General features: G+C 65.6%; 19 protein-coding genes and 1 pseudogene. 3 read left to right on the top strand and 17 right to left on the bottom strand.

All coding sequences use genetic code 11. The features are described 5' to 3' along the window. Window positions 1–534: 534 nt before the first annotated feature. Genes BLU38_RS23320 through BLU38_RS23280 form a run of 9 tightly spaced genes read right to left on the bottom strand, consistent with a single transcriptional unit; the run spans window position 535 to window position 9,113 of the window. A complete protein-coding gene (locus tag BLU38_RS23320; protein ID WP_091527909.1) occupies window positions 535–1,119 on the bottom strand; it encodes a cupin domain-containing protein in 585 nt (194 codons plus the stop codon). Window positions 1,120–1,152: 33 nt separating this feature from the next. Further along, window positions 1,153–2,265 carry an LLM class flavin-dependent oxidoreductase gene (locus BLU38_RS23315; protein WP_091527906.1) on the bottom strand — a complete coding sequence of 371 codons (1,113 nt, stop codon included), beginning with the start codon at window positions 2,263–2,265 and terminating at the stop codon, window positions 1,153–1,155. Window positions 2,266–2,295: 30 nt separating this feature from the next. After that, complete coding sequence (locus BLU38_RS23310; RefSeq protein ID WP_231920004.1) at window positions 2,296–3,135, bottom strand: phosphoenolpyruvate hydrolase family protein; 840 nt, start codon at window positions 3,133–3,135, stop codon at window positions 2,296–2,298. After that, the gene (locus BLU38_RS23305; RefSeq protein WP_231920003.1) at window positions 3,132–4,370 is read right to left on the bottom strand and encodes a Tm-1-like ATP-binding domain-containing protein; all 1,239 of its coding nucleotides are present in this window, start codon (window positions 4,368–4,370) and stop codon (window positions 3,132–3,134) included. Before BLU38_RS23305 ends, BLU38_RS23310 begins: the two co-directional genes overlap by 4 nt. After that, a complete protein-coding gene (locus BLU38_RS23300) occupies window positions 4,367–5,554 on the bottom strand; it encodes a Gfo/Idh/MocA family oxidoreductase (RefSeq protein WP_091527903.1) in 1,188 nt (395 codons plus the stop codon). Before BLU38_RS23300 ends, BLU38_RS23305 begins: the two co-directional genes overlap by 4 nt. After that, window positions 5,551–5,880 (bottom strand): EthD family reductase, encoded by a 330-nt coding sequence (locus BLU38_RS23295; protein WP_091527900.1) that lies wholly within the window; start codon window positions 5,878–5,880, stop codon window positions 5,551–5,553. Before BLU38_RS23295 ends, BLU38_RS23300 begins: the two co-directional genes overlap by 4 nt. A gap of 8 nt (window positions 5,881–5,888) precedes the next feature. Next, window positions 5,889–6,788: a carbohydrate ABC transporter permease gene (locus BLU38_RS23290; RefSeq protein ID WP_091527897.1), complete on the bottom strand. Its 900-nt coding sequence runs from the start codon at window positions 6,786–6,788 to the stop codon at window positions 5,889–5,891. Then, entirely contained in the window at window positions 6,785–7,711 is a 927-nt protein-coding gene (locus BLU38_RS23285) for a carbohydrate ABC transporter permease (protein ID WP_091527894.1), read from the bottom strand. The genes BLU38_RS23290 and BLU38_RS23285 overlap by 4 nt, the downstream gene beginning before the upstream one ends. A gap of 10 nt (window positions 7,712–7,721) precedes the next feature. Further along, window positions 7,722–9,113, bottom strand: a complete 1,392-nt coding sequence (locus BLU38_RS23280; RefSeq protein ID WP_091527892.1) for an ABC transporter substrate-binding protein — start codon at window positions 9,111–9,113, stop codon at window positions 7,722–7,724. Between the two features lie 57 nt (window positions 9,114–9,170). Here BLU38_RS23280 and BLU38_RS23275 point away from each other — a divergent pair, with 57 nt between their 5' ends. Further along, a complete protein-coding gene (locus tag BLU38_RS23275; RefSeq protein ID WP_091527889.1) occupies window positions 9,171–10,493 on the top strand; it encodes an ROK family transcriptional regulator in 1,323 nt (440 codons plus the stop codon). Between the two features lie 286 nt (window positions 10,494–10,779). On the opposite strand, the gene BLU38_RS23270 is transcribed toward BLU38_RS23275, so the two are convergent. The 7 genes from BLU38_RS23270 to BLU38_RS23240 all read right to left on the bottom strand — a co-directional run bounded on the left by BLU38_RS23270 (window position 10,780) and on the right by BLU38_RS23240 (window position 17,861). Continuing rightward, on the bottom strand, window positions 10,780–11,697 hold the full coding sequence (locus BLU38_RS23270; protein ID WP_231920002.1) for a cyclase family protein: 918 nt from the start codon (window positions 11,695–11,697) through the stop codon (window positions 10,780–10,782). Window positions 11,698–12,168: 471 nt separating this feature from the next. Continuing rightward, window positions 12,169–12,372, bottom strand: coding sequence for a helix-turn-helix domain-containing protein (locus BLU38_RS32420; protein ID WP_197680271.1), 204 nt, complete (start codon window positions 12,370–12,372; stop codon window positions 12,169–12,171). A gap of 521 nt (window positions 12,373–12,893) precedes the next feature. Further along, window positions 12,894–14,234, bottom strand: coding sequence for a cation:dicarboxylate symporter family transporter (locus BLU38_RS23260; RefSeq protein WP_091527883.1), 1,341 nt, complete (start codon window positions 14,232–14,234; stop codon window positions 12,894–12,896). A gap of 84 nt (window positions 14,235–14,318) precedes the next feature. Continuing rightward, entirely contained in the window at window positions 14,319–15,212 is an 894-nt protein-coding gene (locus tag BLU38_RS23255) for a substrate-binding domain-containing protein (RefSeq protein WP_091527880.1), read from the bottom strand. Window position 15,213: 1 nt separating this feature from the next. Next, window positions 15,214–16,071, bottom strand: a complete 858-nt coding sequence (locus BLU38_RS23250) for an amidohydrolase family protein (RefSeq protein ID WP_197679828.1) — start codon at window positions 16,069–16,071, stop codon at window positions 15,214–15,216. Window positions 16,072–16,125: 54 nt separating this feature from the next. Beyond that, window positions 16,126–16,809 (bottom strand): 4-carboxy-4-hydroxy-2-oxoadipate aldolase/oxaloacetate decarboxylase, encoded by a 684-nt coding sequence (locus BLU38_RS23245; protein ID WP_091533002.1) that lies wholly within the window; start codon window positions 16,807–16,809, stop codon window positions 16,126–16,128. Between the two features lie 26 nt (window positions 16,810–16,835). Beyond that, window positions 16,836–17,861, bottom strand: a complete 1,026-nt coding sequence (locus tag BLU38_RS23240) for an amidohydrolase family protein (RefSeq protein ID WP_091527876.1) — start codon at window positions 17,859–17,861, stop codon at window positions 16,836–16,838. On the opposite strand from BLU38_RS23240, the pseudogene BLU38_RS23235 reads away from it, so the two are divergent. Further along, a pseudogene (locus BLU38_RS23235) lies at window positions 17,844–18,647 on the top strand (GntR family transcriptional regulator); the annotation flags it as partial. The gene BLU38_RS23240 and the pseudogene BLU38_RS23235 overlap by 18 nt on opposite strands. On the opposite strand, the gene BLU38_RS32415 reads toward BLU38_RS23235, so the two are convergent. Beyond that, on the bottom strand, window positions 18,573–18,938 hold the full coding sequence (locus BLU38_RS32415; RefSeq protein ID WP_157683644.1) for a phosphotriesterase family protein: 366 nt from the start codon (window positions 18,936–18,938) through the stop codon (window positions 18,573–18,575). The pseudogene BLU38_RS23235 and the gene BLU38_RS32415 overlap by 75 nt on opposite strands. Here BLU38_RS32415 and BLU38_RS31260 point away from each other — a divergent pair. Next, window positions 18,822–19,070, top strand: coding sequence for a hypothetical protein (locus BLU38_RS31260; RefSeq protein WP_172836029.1), 249 nt, complete (start codon window positions 18,822–18,824; stop codon window positions 19,068–19,070). The genes BLU38_RS32415 and BLU38_RS31260 overlap by 117 nt on opposite strands. Window positions 19,071–19,101: the final 31 nt, after the last annotated feature.

The following is a 19,101-nucleotide window of genomic DNA, read 5'->3' as shown; positions in this document are numbered from 1 at the left end:
GGCAACGTTCCGGGATCATCTGACTCCTTGATCGATGGCGAGCGACCGACCCTGACTGAGCGGACGAGTCATTGAAAACCATGACGCGGCGGCACAGTCAAGCCCGATCTGGTCGCGCATCGCGGCGACCGGCTGGGCGCGGCCGCGCCGACGTGGCATCGGCGCTGCCCAGGGAACGATGACTTCGCTGGATGATCGGAGCGGGCTGGACTTGTTCGAGTGGGAAAGACGGCCTCCGCCGGCCTGCAGTCTTGTCCCAGCTGGCGTTGCCATCGCGGCTGCGCTGCAGCCCCATGCCGTCGGTCGCGACGTCCAGAAGGAAGTGTCGGCTGACCTGGTCCGTCGCCGATCGCAAATTCGACCGATGGCCGTGCTGTGCCCCGGCGCGTCAGAGCGCCGTTCTCCGCATCCCTATTCCCACCCACTGAACCAGATGAGTGTCAAGACCTTCGATCGCGACGATCTCACCTTCGTCGTGGCCTGTCAGCACGAGCCACCCATTGATCGGGATGGTGCGGCGCCGGCGATGGACCGTCAGCGGTCATCGGAGCGTTGCTCGTCGCCATCCGGTTTGCGCTGATCGATCTCGTGATCATGCCAGGTCGGTCGTTCCAGGTCGTGCCGACCGACGGCGACCGGACCGACCCAGACCAGATCCTCGAGGTTGACCACGATCGCTTCCTGGGTCGACCGGCCGATCACGACGACGGCGTCGTGTTCGGGATCCGGATTCTCCTCGCGGTGCGGCACGAAGGGCGGCACATAGACGTAGTCGCCCGGCTTGGTACGCACCCGGACCTCCTCGTCGGCATCGAGGAAGACGAACTCCGGATTCCCTTCCACCACATAGATGGCGGTCTCGGATTCGCCGTGGTGGTGGTTGCCGGACCCGGTCTCCGGCGGCACGATCGTCTCCCCCATCCAGATCTTCGATGATCCGACCGTCTTGCCGGAGATCGCCTCCCGGCGGCGCATGCCGGAGGTCTGCATGGTGTCTTCGGTCAGCGCGGCCGGTGGGATGTGATGCAGCCTGCGGTCCTCGGGTGCCGCGATCTCATGATCATGCTCATGATCAGGCCCGTGCTCATGCGGATCGGTGGTTTCGGACTCGGTGGCCATGTCTTCCCTTTCGGCGCGTCTCGGAGTAGGTGCTTACGCGGTCGCCGTCGTCCCGAGCCGGGCATCGATGGCGGCGCGAGCTCGGGGCAACAACTCTCGACCGTATTCGACGGCATCGGCCAACGGCTCGTAGCCTCGGATCAGGAACGCCGAGACGCCGAGCTCGGCGTAGTCGGCGATCGCCTCGGCGACGGTTTCCGGGGTGCCGACCAGGGCCGTGGTGTTGCCCGATGCGTTGGTCGCCGCTGCGGTCGGGGTCCACAGGGCGCGGTCATGAAGATCTCCCTTGGCGGCGGCAGCCAGCAGCCGCTGGGACGCCACGCTGGCCGGTCGGCCACCACCGACCAGAGCCGTGCTGGAAACGAAGGCGCCGAGTCCGCCGCCGCTGTCCTGGATGGTGGCCAGCACCCGATGTGCCCGCTCCCACGCCTCGTCCTCGGTTGCCCCGAGGATCGGCCGGAACGAGACCGAGAAGGCCGGTGCCTGCGCTCGCCCCGCCGCTGCGGCAGCCGCGCGGACCGACTCGATCTGCTGCCGGGTCTCGGCCAGCGGCTCACCCCACAGCATGTAGGTGTCGGCCTGACTACCGCCGACCCGGTAGGCCGCAGCGGAGGAACCGCCGAAGTAGATCGGGATCCGACGGTCCTGCCAGGGTCGGACCTCGCTGCGGAAGCCGTCGAGTCGATAGCCCGGGCCGCTGTGGTCGAACGGCACCTCGGACTCCCACGCCCGACGGAGCAGGGTGATGTACTCATCGGTCCGTGCGTACCGGGCATCCTTGTCGGCGAAGTCACCCTCGCGACGCAGGTCGGCCGGCACGCCGCCGGTCACGATGTGCACGTTCACCCTGCCCTGGCTGAACTGATCAAGGGTGGCGAAGGTCCGGGCGGCCAAGGTGGGAAAGGTGACACCCGGGCGATGGGCGATCAGGAACTGCAGCCGATCGCTGCGCGCCGCAGCCCAGGCCGCCACCTGCGTTCCTTCTGCAGTCGAGGAGCCATAGCCGATCAGTACCTTGTCGAAACCCGCATCCTCGTGGGCGTGAGTGATCCGTTCGACGAAGTCGGGCTGGATGAAGGGGCCGGTTCGGGCGTGGACCTCCGACACCTCATGGGTCCCGATCATGCCGAGAAATTCGATGGTCACGTCATCCTCCTGTCGTTCGATCTGGTCGGGTCAGCCGGCGACGTCACGGATGGTCCGGAAGCTGGTCATGTGTTCCACCATCGCGATCTCGGTCGGCAGCCGTTCCATGCTGCTGGCACCGAGGAAGCCGACCACGCCGTCGACCCGGGACAACACATAGCGCGCGTCGTCGGGGGCAGCGATCGGGCCGCCGTGACAGATCACGGTCGCCTGCGGGTCGACCGCGAAGATCGCGTCCCGCAGCTTGGTCACCAGCTCGACCGATTCGTCCAGGCTGAGCGAGCTCTGGGCGCCGATCATTCCTGAGGTGGTCAGGCCCATGTGCGGGACGAGGATGTCGGCCCCCGCCTCGGCCATCGCCTTCGCCTCGGCCTCATCGTGGACATAGGCCGCAGTGATCAGGTCACGTTCCCGGGCGGCCTTGATCAACTCGACCTCCCGGTAGAAGCCGAGCCCGGTCTCCTCCAGGTTGGCCCGGATGATGCCGTCGAAAAGACAGACGGTCGGATAGTTCTGCACACCCGCGAAGCCGGCTGCCTTGACGGTGTCGAGGAATCGTGGGATGTCCCGGAACGGGTCGGTGCCGCAGACGCCTGCTAGCACCGGTATCGAGTCGGTGACCGGCAACACCTCGGTGCCCATCTCCATCACGATCGCGTTCGCGTCGCCGTAGGGCATCAGCCCGGCCATCGAGGACCGTCCGGCCATCCGATACCGGCCGGAGTTGTAGATCACGATGAAGTCCAGTCCGGCCGCTTCGGCGCACTTGGCCGACAGCCCGGTGCCGGCGCCGCCGCCGATGATCGGCTGTCCGGCCGCGATCTTGGTGGCGAACCTCTCCAGCAACTCGGTACGGGTCAGCGTGTTCACGTGTTCTCCTTCTCCAGCCAACCGGCCAGTAGCTCGACGGCGGTCGTGGCGATCGCCGGATCGTTGATGTCGGTGTCGAAATCGTGCAGCTCGATGCCGGACCGCAACCCGGCCCGCAGCGCCCCGTACAGCGCCCGATCCGCGACCGGGTCGGCGAACGGTCCACCCGGTACGGACAGCTGTGACAGGCCGCCGTGTGGGAACAGCACCGTCACCGGGCCGGTGGCATCGTTGAGCTTGGCCGCGAGTCGCCGTCCCAGCTCGGTCGCTTCGTCCGGATCGGTACGCATCAGCGTGACCGCCGGGTTGTGGGCGAGCAGGTTCCGGTCGGCGAAGCGTGCCGGGACCGTCTCGGGTGCGCCGAAGTTGATCATGTCGAGGGCACCGACGCTGACCACCTGTGGGATCCCTGCACGACCGGCCGCGGTCAGCCGATCCGGCCCAGCGGTGCAGACCCCGCCGACCAGGTCGTCGGCCAGCTCGGTGGTGGTCAGATCGGCGACCCCGGCGATCAGGCCGGCTCGGATCAGGGTCTCCATGCTGGAACCGCCGACCCCGGTGCAATGGAACGTCAAGCCCTCCAACTGGTGCTCGGCCAGTCCGTTGACCGTCGCCGTGCCGGCGGCCGTGGTGACGCCGAACATCGTCACCGCGACCAGCATCCGGTCCGATCCGAGCGAAGCCGTCGCGGCGCGATCGTTGCGGGCGCCCGCCATCCCGACACAGGCATGTGCAGCGTTGGCCAGGATCGGTCGGGTAATCCGATTCAGTCCGTTGATGTCCACCACCGGATAGGTCAGGGTGACATCGGTGGCCCGCACATACGGTCTGGTGTCACCGGCGGCGATGGTCGACACCAGCAGCTTGGGGAACCCGATCGGTACGTGGGTGGCTACCTCCCCCATCACGTAGCCGGCATTGGATCCGCCGACGGTCAGTACGGCGTCCAGTCGATCCGCGGTGATCATCTGCGAAACGGCCCGGCCGGCGCCGAGCGCCATCACCTGCATGGCCGCGCCGCGATCGCCGGCACCGCGCAGCCGATCAAGATCACCGCCACCCAGATCGGCGATCCGTGCTCGGTCCAGGTCGGCAGTCACGGCCGGCTCGCCGAGTACGCCGACGTCGATCATGATCACTTTCGCGCCGAGTCGCTCGATCATCTCGCGGAGGTAGCCGTATTCGGCGCCCTTGGTGTCCAGTGCGCCGACCAGAGCGATGGTCAGCTCGGTCACCGGCCGCCCCCGCCCGCCGGGTCGGCATCGTCGGCGACGGTCGCCAGGTCCGCATCGTAATCGGGAACGGCGATCTCCTGCCCGCCTTGCAGGGCCGAGGTGTGGGCGCAGATCCCCGGCGCAGTCCAGGTCGCAGCGACACGCGCATCGACTCGCGGCGATCGGCCCTGGACGATGCTGGAGACGAACTCGTGCACCAGATGGGGGTGCGAACCGCCATGACCGCCGTCGGCAAAGCGGCGGAGCTCGATCGGCAGCAGGTCCGGCTCTCCCGCCGGTCGGATATCGCCGTCTTCGATCGCGCGACCCCGACCGCCGGCCGGTACGGCACCGGCCCGGAACTCCTTCATCGGCCCGCCCTCCAACTGCGGCCACTCCAAGGCACCTTCGGTGCCGTAGACCGAGAAGCCCTCCATGTAGCTGCGACCGAGTTGGAAGAACGACAGGGTGATGTTGGCGACAAGGTCGTCGCCGATGTCGGGGTCGACCGACCGCAGTCGGAACAGCCCCGCCTCGGTGCCGAAACCGTCCCCGGCCACCCCGATGTGATCGGGCGTGAGTCGGCTGGATCCCAGGCAGCGTACGGATTCGACCCGGGACCGGGACAGCGCCAGGGCCGGCGACAGGGCGTGGGTGACGTAGTGCATCGGCGGGAACCCGAGCCAGTACGGCGGAAAACCGTCCAGATTCTGCAGGTGCTCGCCGCGGAAATAGCTGAGCCGTCCGAGCGTGCCGTCCCGCAGCAGCCGGCGGGCGTGGAAGAACTCCCGGGAATACCGTGCGGTCTCCATCATCATGTAGTTCTTGCCCGAGCGCTGCTGCGCCGCGATCAGCCGATCAAGATCATCGAGCGAGGTGGCCATCGGCACCGCGGAGGCGCAGTGCCGGCCCGATGCCAGGATCTGCTGAACCTGCTCGGCATGCAGTGCCACCGGGGTCAGCAGGTGGACCGCATCCCAGCCCGGCTCGGCGAGCGCAGCATCGAGATCGGTGAACAGGTCGGCGATACTCAGGTCGGCGCCGACCGCGGCCAGTCGTTCGGCGTTACTGTCGACCAGGCCGACCCGGCCGACGGCGGGATGGGCCTGGTAGATCGGGGCGAACGCCGACCCGAAGCCGAGCCCGACGACCAGCACGTCGATCGGACCGGCATCGGCCGGCCCGCCATGGGTGTTGTCACTCATCGAGAGCTCCCTTCGACGGGCACGTCGACCTCGGGACCGAAGCAGTACACCGCGCCACCGGTCGCAAACTCTTCCACATCAGCATTCGCCGCCCGCCCCTCGTCGGAGGCAAGGACCTCTTCCAATGCCTCACGGGTCTCGGCATAGAGCTCCGCGGCGTAGTAGTACGGCGGCGGGGTGCCATCCGGTGCCGGCTCGAACTTGGTGATCGTCCAGCGGCTCAGGCCGCGCATCTTCGAGGCCAGCGGGACATGGGTCTGGTCGTAATAGTGATCGAACTCCTCGGGCCGCTCGGGTTCGCCGTACAACACCAACACCTTGTACACGGGTGCGTTCAGCCTTTCATTCCGGTCAGCGTGATGCCTTCGACGAAGTACTTCTGCGCGAAGGCGAACAGGATGATGATCGGGATCAGGACGACGGTAGCGGCCGCCATCAGGTAGCCCCACTGTGCGGTGTAGGTCCCTTGGAAGGACGCCAGCCCCATCGCCAGGGTGTACTTGTCGGAGCTGTTCAGATAGATCAACGGACCGAGATAGTCGTTCCACACCGTCAGGAACGTGAACACCGAGACCACCGCCAGCGCGGGTTTGGACAACGGCAGGATGATCATGAAGAAGACCTGCAGCGGATTGGCTCCGTCGATGTATGCCGACTCGTCCAGCTCGAACGGGATGGTCAGGAAGAACTGCCGGAGCAGGAAGATGTTGAACACCGCGTTGCCGAACCAGGCCGGCAGGATCAACGGGACGTAGGTGTCGACCAGCCCGAGCTTCTGCCAGAACAGGAATGTCGGGATCAGGGTCACCGCGTACGGCAACATCACCCCGGTCATCAGCACACCGAAGACGAGGTTCTTGCGCCGCCAGCGCAGCCGGGCGAAGCTGAAGGCGGCCAGGCTGCAGGACAGCAGGGTGCCGACCATCACCCCGACCTCGATGATCATGGTGTTGGCGAAGTAGCGGGCGAACGGCACCGAGGTCAGCGCCCCGGTGAAGTTGTCCCAGGCGACCGGCTTGGGGATCCACTCCGGCGGTGAGACGAAGATCTGTGCCGACTCCATGAAGGCACTGCGGACCAGCCACACCAGGGGCAGCAGGGTCGGGATCGCACCGGCCAGCAACAGCAGATAGATGACGACCTTGCCGAGCAGCCGTTTCCGGCGTTGGTTCGTGGCCGGCCGGTGTTGCTCGGTGACCGCCGGCCCGGTCGGTCGTTCCAGCAGCGCGGTCATCGGGCACCTCCGGCCTCGTAATAGACCCAACGGGAGGAGTTCTTGAACATCACCGCGGTGATCACCAGGATCACCACGAACAGGATCCAAGCCAGTGCGCTGGCGTAGCCGAGCTCGTTGTTGGTGAAGGCTGCTTGGTAGATGTAGTAGATGAAGAACAGCGTCTTGTTGTTCGGCCCGCCCTGGGTCATCACGGCGGCCTGGACGAAGACCTGGAACGAACCGATCACTCCGGTGACCAGGCTGTAGAAGATCGTCGGGGTCATCATCGGCAGCGTGATGTGTCGGAATTTGCGCCACATCCCGCCGCCGTCGACGGAGATCGCCTCGTACAGATGGCGCGGCACGCCCTGCAGCCCGGCCAGGAACAGGACTGCGACATTGCCGAACCCCCAGGTGCTCATCAAGATCAACGACGGGATGGCGGTGTTCTCCCCGTACACCCAGTCCGAGCTCGGCAGTCCGACCATCCCGGTGACGGCATTCAGCAGTCCGAAGTCGGGATTGAACAGCCACAGCCAGAGCATCGAGTTCGCCACCAGCGGCACGATCGCCGGCAGATAGAAGATCACCCGGAAGAACGCCTGACCGCGAACACTGGCGTTCAACAGCAGGGCCGCGGCGAAGGCGACGATCATGGTCAACGGCACCGCGCCGAGGGTGTAGTAGACGGTGGCCCACAGTGAGCTGCCGAAGTCGTCGTCCCGGGTGAACATCCGGACGTAGTTGTCCAGCCCGATGAAGTGCGGGACGCCACCGACCGACCAGTCGGTCAGGCTGATCACCAACGAAGCGATCATCGGGATCAACGTGAAGGCGGCGAAACCGAGGATCGCAGGCAGGGCCAACAGGACGCCCCAGCGGGCCTCGGTACGGGTCAGCCCGCTGCTGCGGCGCGCGGAGGGTGTGACGGACGCGGTCATCGAGTCCGGTTCAGAGCTCCTGGGTCGGCCACATGCCCTGCAGCAGCGGTTCGACCTTGCCCTTGAGGCCCTTGACCACTGTCGCGACATCCTTGCCCAGACCGATCTGATCGGTCGCCGGTGTCACCTGCTGGTCGATCTTCTCGGTGTTCTTGAGGTTCTGGCCCCAATAGATCACGCCGTTCTTCAAGGTCGGCTCGACCACCGCGGTCTTGAAGTTGGCCGGGTACTTGTCTGTCACCCAGGTGTCGACCAGCTTCGGATCGGTGTAGTACTTGGTCTGCAACGGCGCCCACAGCCCGTCGGAGAAGAGATCGACATTGGCCGGATCGTTGTAGTAGAGGTAAAGCTCGACCGCCTGTTCGGGATGCTTGGTGCCCTGGAAGATCGCGCCGGCGGCTCCGCCGGTGACAGTGATCGGTTCGTCGTACTTCGGCAGGCAGGCGACACCGAACGGCACCTTCTGCTCCATCAGATCGAGCATCTGCCAATTGCCGTCGATGATCATCGCGATCCGCTTGGTCTGCAGCTGCACCGATGTGGTCGGCGCGTTCTTGCCCAGCTGCGCCGGAGTCGGCGCAACCCGGTGTTTGTAGATCAAGTCCTGGACATTCTTGATCACCGTGATCGCTGCCGCCGAGTCCATCGCATACTTCGTACCGTCGTCGTTGATGAAGTCCGCACCGGCCGACCGCAGCAACGCATACAACGGTGACCCACCAGTCGGAGCGATGGTGCCGTACTGCCGGACCTTCTTGGGATCGAAACCGGACTGCGACGGATTGCGGCCCTGGTCGTCCAGCGTCAGCTTCGTCGCCGCCTCGACGAAGTCGTCCCAACTCCACGCGGTATCGACGGTGAAGGGGGCCGGATCCAGGCCGGCCTTGCCGAAGAGATCGCTGTTGTAATAGAGGATCTGGACACCCTGAGCGAGCTGGTTGGCAGCCAGCTTGTCCTTGCCGTACCAGAAGTAGCTGCTGGGCAGCCGATCGCCGAGCGCCGGATACTTCTTCAGATACGGGAACAGGTTGAGGATCAGTCCCTTGCCGGCGAAGTCATAGAGCTGCGACCCACTCAGGTAGGCGACGTCCGGTGGCGTCTTGGCGGCGACAATGCTGGACATCTTGGTGTCGTAGTTCGACGTCGGCACGAACTTCGCGGTGGCGTCGATCTTGTCGTGGCTGTCGTCGAACTTCTGCAGCATCGAGTCGATCGCCTTCTTCTCGAACGCCGACCCCCAGTACATGAACGACAACTCGACCGCATCCGAGGACCCAGCGCCGCCGCCACCACATCCGGTCAGCACCGACGATCCGACGCCGGTCGCCAACGCTGCTCCCCCGGTACGCAACAGGCCGCGACGAGTGAGTCGCCGGGCGCCGATCGGGTCAGGTCTGGTCATCGTTGATTCCTCCGTGGTCACGGTTGCCGCTGCACCTACCGGGATAGTACACACTTAATGTCGATCGTCGCCATAAATCGTTCGATCATAGAAAATTATCGATCGGTGTGTGACATATATTTGGGGTCCGTGGCCGATACTCTGAGATCCGGTCACCGAAGGAGGGTCGTGAGCACGCAGACCAGGGCAAGACGCCCGGCTACTCCCAGTCGGATCACCCGGGCCGGCGAGGTCCTGGATCTGGTCCGTCGCGGGCAGGCGAGCACTACCGGGCAGATCGCCGACGAACTCGGTCTGGCACGGTCGACGATCACCGACCGGATCGACGTCCTGCTGGACTCCGGACTGGTGCACCAGAGCGAGCCGGATCCGGCCATGTCGACGGGCCGCGGGCGCCCCACGGCGCACCTCAGTTTCAATCCGGCAGCCGGAACCGCACTGGCCGCACAACTCGGCATCAGCGGCGTCCGGCTCGCGGTGACCGACCTCTCCGGGGTCATCGAGGTCAGCGAAGTCGTCGACATCAGCCTCGATGACGGGGTCGAGGCCGTCCTCGGCATGGTGACCGATGGATTCCAGCGACTACTCGCCGATCGCGGCATCGATACCGGCAGCGTGCACGGGATCGGCATCGGAATCCCTGCACCAGTGGAGCTTCGCGCTCACCAACCCGCCAATTCACCCCGCCAGTGGACGCCAGAAGCCGTCCGAGACCAGCTCCTGGACTGGCTGGACGTCCCGGTCTTCGTCGACCACGACGTCAACCTGCTCGCGTTCGGCGAACACTGCGCTCGCGCCGACGACCCGGAGGTGCTGCTCTGCCTCAAGGTCGGCACCGTGATCGGCTGCGGCGTCGTGGTGAACGGCCGCGTCGTCCGCGGGACCTCCCAGCTGGCCGGCGAGATCGGCCACACCCGCGTGCACGACTCCGACGTACCGTGCAACTGCGGCAATGTCGGCTGCCTGAACGCCATCGCCAGCGGTGGCGCACTCGCCGCACAACTGACCGCGACCGGCATCGACGCCCCCGACGCGCGCGCGGTCGCTCAGCTCGCCCGCTCCGGTCAGGTCGATGCCGGCCGTGCCGTACGCGAGGCCGGACGGCAGATCGGCGAAGCCCTGGCCTCCACGGTCAATCTGCTGAACCCAGCGGTGATCAGCCTGTGGGGCTATCTGGCCGAGGCAGAGGAGCAACTGCTCGGCGGGATCGGTGAGAGTATCGCCAGGCTGGCCCAACCCGGACCTGCCCATGCGCTGAGTATCGAGCCGGCATTGATGGGCCAGGACGCCGGTATCTACGGCGCCGCGATGACCGTCATCGAGCACGCCCTGCAACCGGCTTCGGTGGACGCCCACCTGCTCGCTGCCCGCCAGCTGTGACTCGATCCGAGGACTGCCGCTACCGCAGTCGAGGCAGACCCTGATCCCAGTCCCGTCCGGGCCAGCATGTCGGCGTCGATCGACCGGCGGTTGTTCCAGTCGCCGGTCGGTGGATTCAGGTTATTGGAGCCAATCGGACCGCTATCGGTCATGCAGTCAGAGCCCACCCTGAGCGACTCCTCGGTTCACAGGCGTCCGCTGATCATGGTGTTCCGCGGTACGGCGGTCGATGCCGGCCTTCCAGATTGCGCGGTGACCGCATGCGCACGACCGCTTTCCCCGTGGCCTAGAAGGTGGCGATCGGATTGACCGGACTGCCGGAGACTCCGGCGAAGCGGACCGGCGCGACTGCTAGTTGGAACTCCCACTGACCGAGTGCCATAGCTGTCCTCGCGCACAGCTCCAGATCGCAGTTGTCAAGCAGCCAGAGCCCCATTGCCACGAGGCTGACGGCGTGAACCGGCATCAGTATGTCGTCGTATCCCGACGGCTGAACGTCCTGCGGAGTGTCGGCGCCGATCAGCGCGACCTCCCGCTCGTGCAGCCACGGCAGACAGGACGCGTGCCAACCGGCCTGGACCATACCGCCCGCCTCACCGCCCTCGTGACGGACACGGCCACGACCGGTCCGGAGGAGCACCGCGTCTCCGGACCGCACCCGGACGCCTTGTCGGCTCTCGGCCGCCTCGAGATCCTCGGGATACACCCCGTCACCCGGTTCCAACCACGGCGAATCGCGGACCGCCGCGACGTCCAGCAAGACACCCCGCGTGACGATCCCGCTCCCCGCCGCCGTGACAGCTGCCCATGCCGAGCCCGTTGCGGCGTCGACCAAAGAATGCGGGCGCCCGTTGTACATCGTGCCGTCCCAGAAGATGTGGCACGGAGAGTCCAGGTGGGTGATGGTGTTGCCGTGGAACATGATGCCCAGGTGCTCGTTCGAGAAGCCCCACCGCCGGTCGTTATGGAACGCCGCAGGCATGGCTTCGGCCCCTGGCATGTCAGCTGCGCGCGGGCATGAGTTCGTCGATCGTTCCATCTCTTCGGGTGCTTTGACCTCCCACGCGCACGACACGCTCCTGCCGTGGCGCACCGTCCGCGCCGCCGTGAGCCGGACCTCGTCGGTGATGTGGTTCAGGGTGCCGAGCTCATCGTCGTCGCCCCATCGCCCCCAGTTCGACAGCCTGTCGAAGTAGCCGACCACGTCGTCTCGAGTCGGCACCGGTCGCGCTGCATTCATCGCGGCATCAAACCTTCCAGTCGGCGGTGCGAAGCACCACGAGGACGACGAGGTGTCTCGGACATGTACGGACCAGGTCCACGATCGAATCCAATTGGCCGACTTCGATCACGATCACCCACCTTAACGGTGGCGCTTCGCGCTGGCCTTGGACGAACGGCCGACCGGACGACAACTTCCACCGAGCGCATGATCGCCGGGCCGAATCGGAGCCTTCGTCGGGCTCTGTCAGATTCCGCTGCATATTCGGTTGTCATGATCGAGGAGCCTGCCACGTAGGACCTCACCGGATTGTGGACCACGAACCACGGGACCGGGAGCCACTCATGGACGATGTGGGGCCACCAGTTGATCGCAAATCATCGAGAAGATCGTGGCGGTCGTCGGTCGCTGAGCGGTGGACCCTGGCTGAGCCGTCGAGGCTGGGAAGGCGGTTCAGGATCGCAATGTGTGGCTGGGTGGCACCCCGAAGGCCTCTTGATAGCGAGCCGCGAAGCGGTCTGGCCGCGGGAATCCCCATCGTGCCGCGATCGCTTTGACCGTCTCTCCTTGGGTGGGATCGGCTGCTTGCAGGTTACGGCGAGCATGGTCCAGCCGGACGCGGCGTAGGTAGGTAGGTAAGCGGCGTCGTTTCGTGATGGCGCCGAAAGGCGTATTGCAGGGCGCGGGGGCTGATACTCGCTGCTGCGGCGATCTCGGTCAGGCCGATCGGTTCAGTGGCGTGTTCCTCGATGTAGGCGATTGCTCGTCGTATCGGGGCTGGCATCACGTGCCCGGGCGTAGGTAGGTGATGCCGCGACAATGCGGTGTTGGGAAAGGTGTGCAGAGCTGCAACTGCTGCCAGCCGGGTCATCTCCTCGGCCAGCAGTGGAGACTGTAGGGGCGTGTCTTTGTCGATAACGGCGCCGTTGACCAGGTTCATAGTCGCAGTCCAGTAGCGGCGCATGGCCCCAGACACGGGTGTGAAGTCGTCGAAACGTAGCTGGTGACCGGGGATGCCGGTGCTGTTCTCAGCTTCCTGTTCGAGCCGGGTCAGGGGCAGCCAGATGGTCCGCCGCCCCCATGTCGAGCAGGTCCACATGAAGGGGAAGGCCCAGAGGGTAGAACCTTCAGTCTCGCCGCGGCGGGCTGAGCTGGCGGTCGCCGAGGTTCCCGGGGGGTCAACGGGTCGGCTGGCGAATTCCGCCGGAGTCGAGTTCACGGCGCATGATCGTCCAGTCGATCGCCTTCTCCGTCTTCGCCACGAAGATCGTTGCCAGGCAGTTGCCGGCGATGTTGGTGAAGACGAACGCACCGGAGAGGATCTTGTGCACACCGAGGATGAGCGCGACGCTGGCCACCGGAATCGTCCCGGTGGCAGCGAGGGTGAGCGCGAGCATCGGGATCGCGGAACCGGAGACGCCCGCTCCACCCTTCGAGGTCAGCAGCAGTACGAACATCAGGCTGAGCTGTCCACCCAGGCCGAGGTGCGTATCGGTCGCCTGGGCCAGGAAGACGCTGGTGGCCGCCCAGTACAGGCAGGTCCCGTCATGGTTGAAGCTGTAGGACGTCGGCAGAACGAGACCGACGACCTCTTCCTTGATACCGAGCCTGGTCAGCTTGACGGTGAGCTGGGGGAACACACTCTCCGACGAGCTGGTGCCGATCACCAGCAGCAGCTCCTCGCGGAAGTAGCGCATCATCTTCCACAGGCTGATACCGGCGATCCGCGAGACCGGCCAGAAGATGATCAAGAAGAAGACGATCACGGTGAGGAAGAACTCCAGCACCAGAGCACCCAACGACAGCAGCGAATCCAGGCCGTAGGACGACACCGAGTAGGCGATGGCTGCGCACGCCGCGAGCGGCGCAAGTCGCATGATCCTCCCGATCACCCAGAACAAGCTCCGTTGCACCGAATCGATACCCCGGACCAGCGGGTCGGCCTTGGCCCCGACCGCTGCCACCCCACACCCGAAGAGGGCGGAGAACACCAGGATCTGCAACACATTGCCTTCGGCGAATGCTCCGACCGCGCTGGTCGGGACAAGACCGATAATGAAACTGGAGAACGTCATCGGCTTCGCTGCCGTGACCTGATCGGCACCGTCGAGGTCGGCCGGGTTGATATGCATCCCGACACCCGGCTGCAGGATGTTGATCATGATCAACCCGATCGCCAGCGCGAAGGTGGTGATGATCTCGAAGTAGAGGATCGCCTTGATGGCGATCTTGCCGACCTTGCCGAAGTCACGCACCTTGGCGATCCCGAGAGTGACCGTGCAGAACACGACCAGCCCGACGATCATCTGGATGAGATGGATGAAGAGGGTGCTGACCAGGTTGAGATTGACCCCAACAGCAGGGACGACGATCCCCAGCAGCACGCCGACGATCATCCCGACCAGGACCTGGAACGTCAGATCCCGGTGCAGCGGCTTCCCGAACGGGCTCAGCGAGGCCCAGCGAAAGCCTGCTCCTTGATCACGCTCTGTCGGGGGTGTGGTCTTCGATGTGGACATGTCGGCCTCTTCTCTGCAGTGCTTCCTTGCGGTGCGTCGAGTGCGGGGAGGGAAGGAAACGCATCCCGCCGTGCGTGTGCCAGATCAGGAGTGCTGGGCAAGCAGATCGGTGATCGGGCCGAAGACCTCGTCGGAGCTGAGCGGCCGCGGCAGCATGCCCTGGTCGTAACAGGCTCGCGCGATGGCGTCCACCGGTCCACGCAGGCGTTCCAGTCCGGACATCGTCAGGCGTGCCCCATCGGTACAACCGGCGGCCAGTTCCTCGGCGCGGACGAGCAGGTCGAGGGCTCCAACGACGGCTTCTGGGTGGGCGTCGATCACCGAGGTCGACACCGCCACGAGATGGTTGATCGGCGCGTACCCGTTGGCCCCGAACCATTCCCTGTCTCGCTCGTCCGGCCGGTCGATGACCGGGACGAATTCGTCGCCGACGGGCAGATCATTGCCGAAGATCGCTGCGTCGATCTGTCCTGCTCGCAGCGCATCCTCCAGACTTCCCCGCAGGGTCCGTTCGACGAACGTCGGGTCCTGGTATTCGGGGACGTGAGCAGGATTCTGGGTGACCCATGCGACGTCCTGGGATGCGATCCGATAGTCCTCAGCCAGGTGTGTCCGGACCCAGAAGCCGGTCGTCTGCGTGTAGGCACGCACGCCGACCCGCCGGCCGCGAAGATGCCGGGCGTCGATCGGATCGGCGCTGCGAGTGACAAGACATCCGCGCTGGAAGCGTGCCGCCAGCACAACCGGCATCAGGGTGATCGGATGGTCGTAGCCGATCGCCTGCAATCCCGTGACGATCGCCAGCTCACTCACGTCGTAGGCCTGATCGGTCACCATCGGGGCGAATGCCTTGTGGATCGGCGACACCGCCTCATGGGCCAGCCGGACCCGGGGATCATCGACCGCCCCCGACCTGAGGACGTCGCCGATCGGGTGATTCCCGAACGCAGCCCGGAGCTGCGGCCTGGTATCGCTCATTTCAGGCGTCCTTCTCGTCGAGAGCGTAGAACGCCGCCACCGTACGGCCGAACACGTTGGCCAGGTCCTCCTCGGAAAGGCTGCTCAGCTCGCCACGGGCTGCGGCGACCAGATCCACCAGCTCTCCCGACGCCGCGGGGTAGTTGGATCCCCACATCAGTCGCTCGGAGCCGTACGTTTCCACCAGCGCGGCGAGGAACTCCTCGACGGTCGACCTTCCTTCTGCTGCTGCCTGAAGTGCTCGATGGGTGAGTTTCAGGTACACACCGGGATGCTCGGCAAGATCGAACAGGCCCTGAGCACGGCGATAGGGAGCGCCGTCGGACAGCACCGGGCGGGCGCAATGGTCCAGGACGACTCGGGACCTTGGAAACTCCGCCAGCGTGCGTTGCAGTGCCGGGATCCCGTCGAGGGTCATCTGCAAACAGATCGGGATCCCGTGCTCCTGGGCGTAGGACCACGCCGGGTAGGAGGCCGGGTCGCCCAGCCAGTCGGCCTGTCCGGGCATCGTGGTGCCTGTGGTGAACAGCCGGAAGCCGGACAGCCCGAAACCCTGCCAGTGCTGGATCTTCTGGACGGCGTCCGACGCCATCGCATCGATCGAGTAGACGCCGATGAAGCGATCGGGGTGTCGGCGGACTGCCTCGGCGACGTAGCTGTTGTCGTGCCCGTACACCGTGGAGGCCTGGACCGCGACGGACCGCTCGACGCCGGCGGTGTCGAGGGCCCGCAGCAGACCGTCGATGTCGACCGGATGCTCGGTCGACCAGGTCGAACGCTTCCCGCCGATCGGATCGACCGGATAGCTCTCCTCGTCGACAGCGATGACATGGGTATGCGCGTCGATCGTTGTACTCACTGTGCTCTCCCCTCGTGGAACGTTGCCAGGACGCCGACCGGAACGGCGCATTGATCAGTCGACATATCGCAGGCCTTTTGCAGCCAGCGCGCCGCGCATGTCGTACATGTCGAGCCCGAGTTCGCCGCCTGCCAACCGTGCGCGTTTACCGGCCTCGTTGTCCCGACGCCGTTCCCCGGCTTCGGCGACGGCCTCGGCCGAAGCCGCCGGCACGACAACGATGCCGTCGGTGTCGGCCAGCACGACGTCGCCGGGGTGCACCAGGGCATTCGCGCAGACCACCGGGACATTGACCGACCCGAGCGTCGACTTCACGGTCCCCTTCGCGCTCACCGCTCGGCTGAACACGGGAAAGTCCATCTCCTGCAGTTGGTCCACGTCTCGGCATCCTCCGTCGATGACCAGGCCGCGCGCGCCGCGAGCCCGCAACGAGGTGGCCAGCAGTTCGCCGAAGAAGCCGTCCGCGGACTCGGTGGTGCAGCCGGCCACCACGACATCACCCGGTTGCACCTGTTCGGCGGCCACATGCAGCATCCAGTTGTCCCCCGGCTGCAGCAGCACAGTGACGGCGGTTCCGCAGGTCCGGGCGCCGGCGTAGACCGGCCGCAGATACGGACGCATCAGCCCTGTCCGTCCCATCACCTCATGGATCGTTGCGACATCCAGGTCGGCGAGGCGCGCGACGACTTCAGCATCGGCGCGGACGACCCTGCGGTGCACCACACCCAGTTCGTTCATGATCATTTCCTCCGGTCGACGTCGGCTCACGCTGCAGTACCTGCAAGGTGTTCGGCCAGCCGGGGATAGACCGTCAGCGCGTTCCGGTGTTCGATGTCGGCGAGGTCGTCGGCCGACAGGCCCGCCGCCTCGACGTAGCGACGGGTGTCGTCGAAGGCATAACCGGTCTCCAGATCGATGCCGCGAACCGCGCCGACCATCTCCGACCCGAACAACACGTTCTTTGCGGGAATGACCTTTAGCAAGGTGTCGATGCCCGGCTGGTGGTACACGCAGGTGTCGAAATACACGTTGCGAAGGACGTGCTCGGACAGGTCGGGCTTGCCCAGACTCTGGGCCAGGCCACGGAACCTGCCCCAGTGGTAGGGAACCGCGCCGCCGCCGTGCGGGATGACGAATCGCAGGTCCGGGAAGTCGGAGAACAGGTCGCCGGTGATCAACTGCATGAACGCGGTGGTGTCGGCGTTGAGGTAGTGCGATCCGGTCGTGTGGAAGGCGGGGTTGATGGTCGTGCTGACATGGATCATCGCCGGCACGTCCAGCTCGACCAGCTTCTGATAGATCGGGTACCACGAGCGGTCGGTCAGTGGTGGCGAGTCCCAACAGCCGCCGGAGGGATCGGGGTTGAGATTGACGGCGACGGCGCCGAGCTCCTCGACAGCCCGGACAAGTTCGGGAACGCTGGTCGCCGGGTCCACGCCCGGGGACTGCGGCAACATCGCGGCCGGACTGAACCGCCCCGGGAACAGCTGGCCGACACGGGCACACAGATCGTTGCAGACGCGTGCCCAGGCTTCGGAGGTTGCGAGGTCGCCGATGTGGTGAGCCATGAAGGATGCCCGGGGCGAGAAGATCGTCACGTCGACTCCACGCTCGTCCATCAGTCGCAACTGATTGTCCTCGATGCTGGCCCGTACTTCGTCATCGGAGATCACCAGGTCCGCCGCGGACGGGGCGTCGGTCCGCTGCTCGAAGGCCAGCGTCTGCCGATCGCGCCACCCGGCCAGCGACGACGGAGCCGTCGTGTAGTGGCCATGACAATCGATGATCACCCGTGTGCCTCCTCGCCCTTCGACGGTGTCCGATCACGTCGCGCCGGCGTGGCAGCTACCCCACCGACTTTCGTCACCATAGTCGTCGACAGAGTTGTTGACAATCTAGTGAACGATATTTTCGGAAAGCTTGTCGGATCGTGGCTAGAATCAGGGCCGCAGTCGAGGAAGGAGCGCCGAGTGGCGGCCAAACAGCTGGCAGGACGGGTGGCCCGGGAACGGGTGACAGAACAGATCCGCGAAGCCTTGCGCGAGGGAGATCTCGTACCCGGACAGCGGCTCGTCGAACTCGACCTCTCCGAGGCCTACGAGGTCAGCCGCAGTGCGGTGCGGGAAGCCCTGTCGGACCTGGCCAGCGACGGGCTCGTCGAGCTCATCCCCAACCGCGGCGCGCGGATCCGAGTGGTCTCGGTCGAGGAAGCCATCCAGGTCACCGAATGCCGTTCGGCCCTGGAGTGTCTCTGCGCCCGGAAGGCCGCCGAGGGTGGCACCGCCGCTCAGCGCGAGACACTCGCATCGATCGCGGACAGCATGCGCACAGCAGTCGAGCAGGCAGACCTCGAAGGCTACTCAGCCCTGAACCGTGAGCTGCACTCACTGGTGATCGAGATGAGCGGCCAATACGTGGCTGCGCGCCAGCTGGAGCGCCTGAACGCGCAAACGGTTCGATTCCAGTTCCGACTCGCCCGTCGCCCCGGTCGACCGCAGGAATCACTGCCACAACATCTCGCGATCATCGAGGCCATCCGCGCCGGCGAACCTGCCGAGGCGGAGGCCGCCATGCGGGCGCATCTGGACAGCGTCATCGCTCAGATTGCCGCGACCGACAGCCGAGGCGTCCGGCCCGGTCAGCGGCCCGACCTGCTCAGCGGCCAAACGACAGCGCCCGACAAGGATTATCGAACGTGATCGTCCGGATCTGATCCTCGGTGAACCCTTACGTCGCATCAGTGGCACCACATGCCGCAGGATGTGGGTGTAGCCCTCACCGCCGCACCTGCGCAGGTTCGTCTTGTGACAGATGTCCTGCGAGATCAGGATCTGGTCGAGGTGTCCACGCTCGATCAGATCGACCATGCAGTCGAGCCGTCGGGTATATCGATCGGCGCCAGCGCAGGCTCAGAACTGGGAGAAGCCTTCTGGCGGTCGCCCGCCGATCGTGGTGGCACCCCGCAAGAGGGTTATGACCTCTACGACGGCCAGCAATGAATTAGAGACTTTTGGCCCTAGTGGTACTACG

The organism is Microlunatus soli, assembly GCF_900105385.1.
Taxonomy (GTDB): Bacteria; Actinomycetota; Actinomycetes; order Propionibacteriales; family Propionibacteriaceae; genus Microlunatus; species Microlunatus soli.
This window is presented reverse-complemented; position numbering and strand designations above follow the sequence as displayed.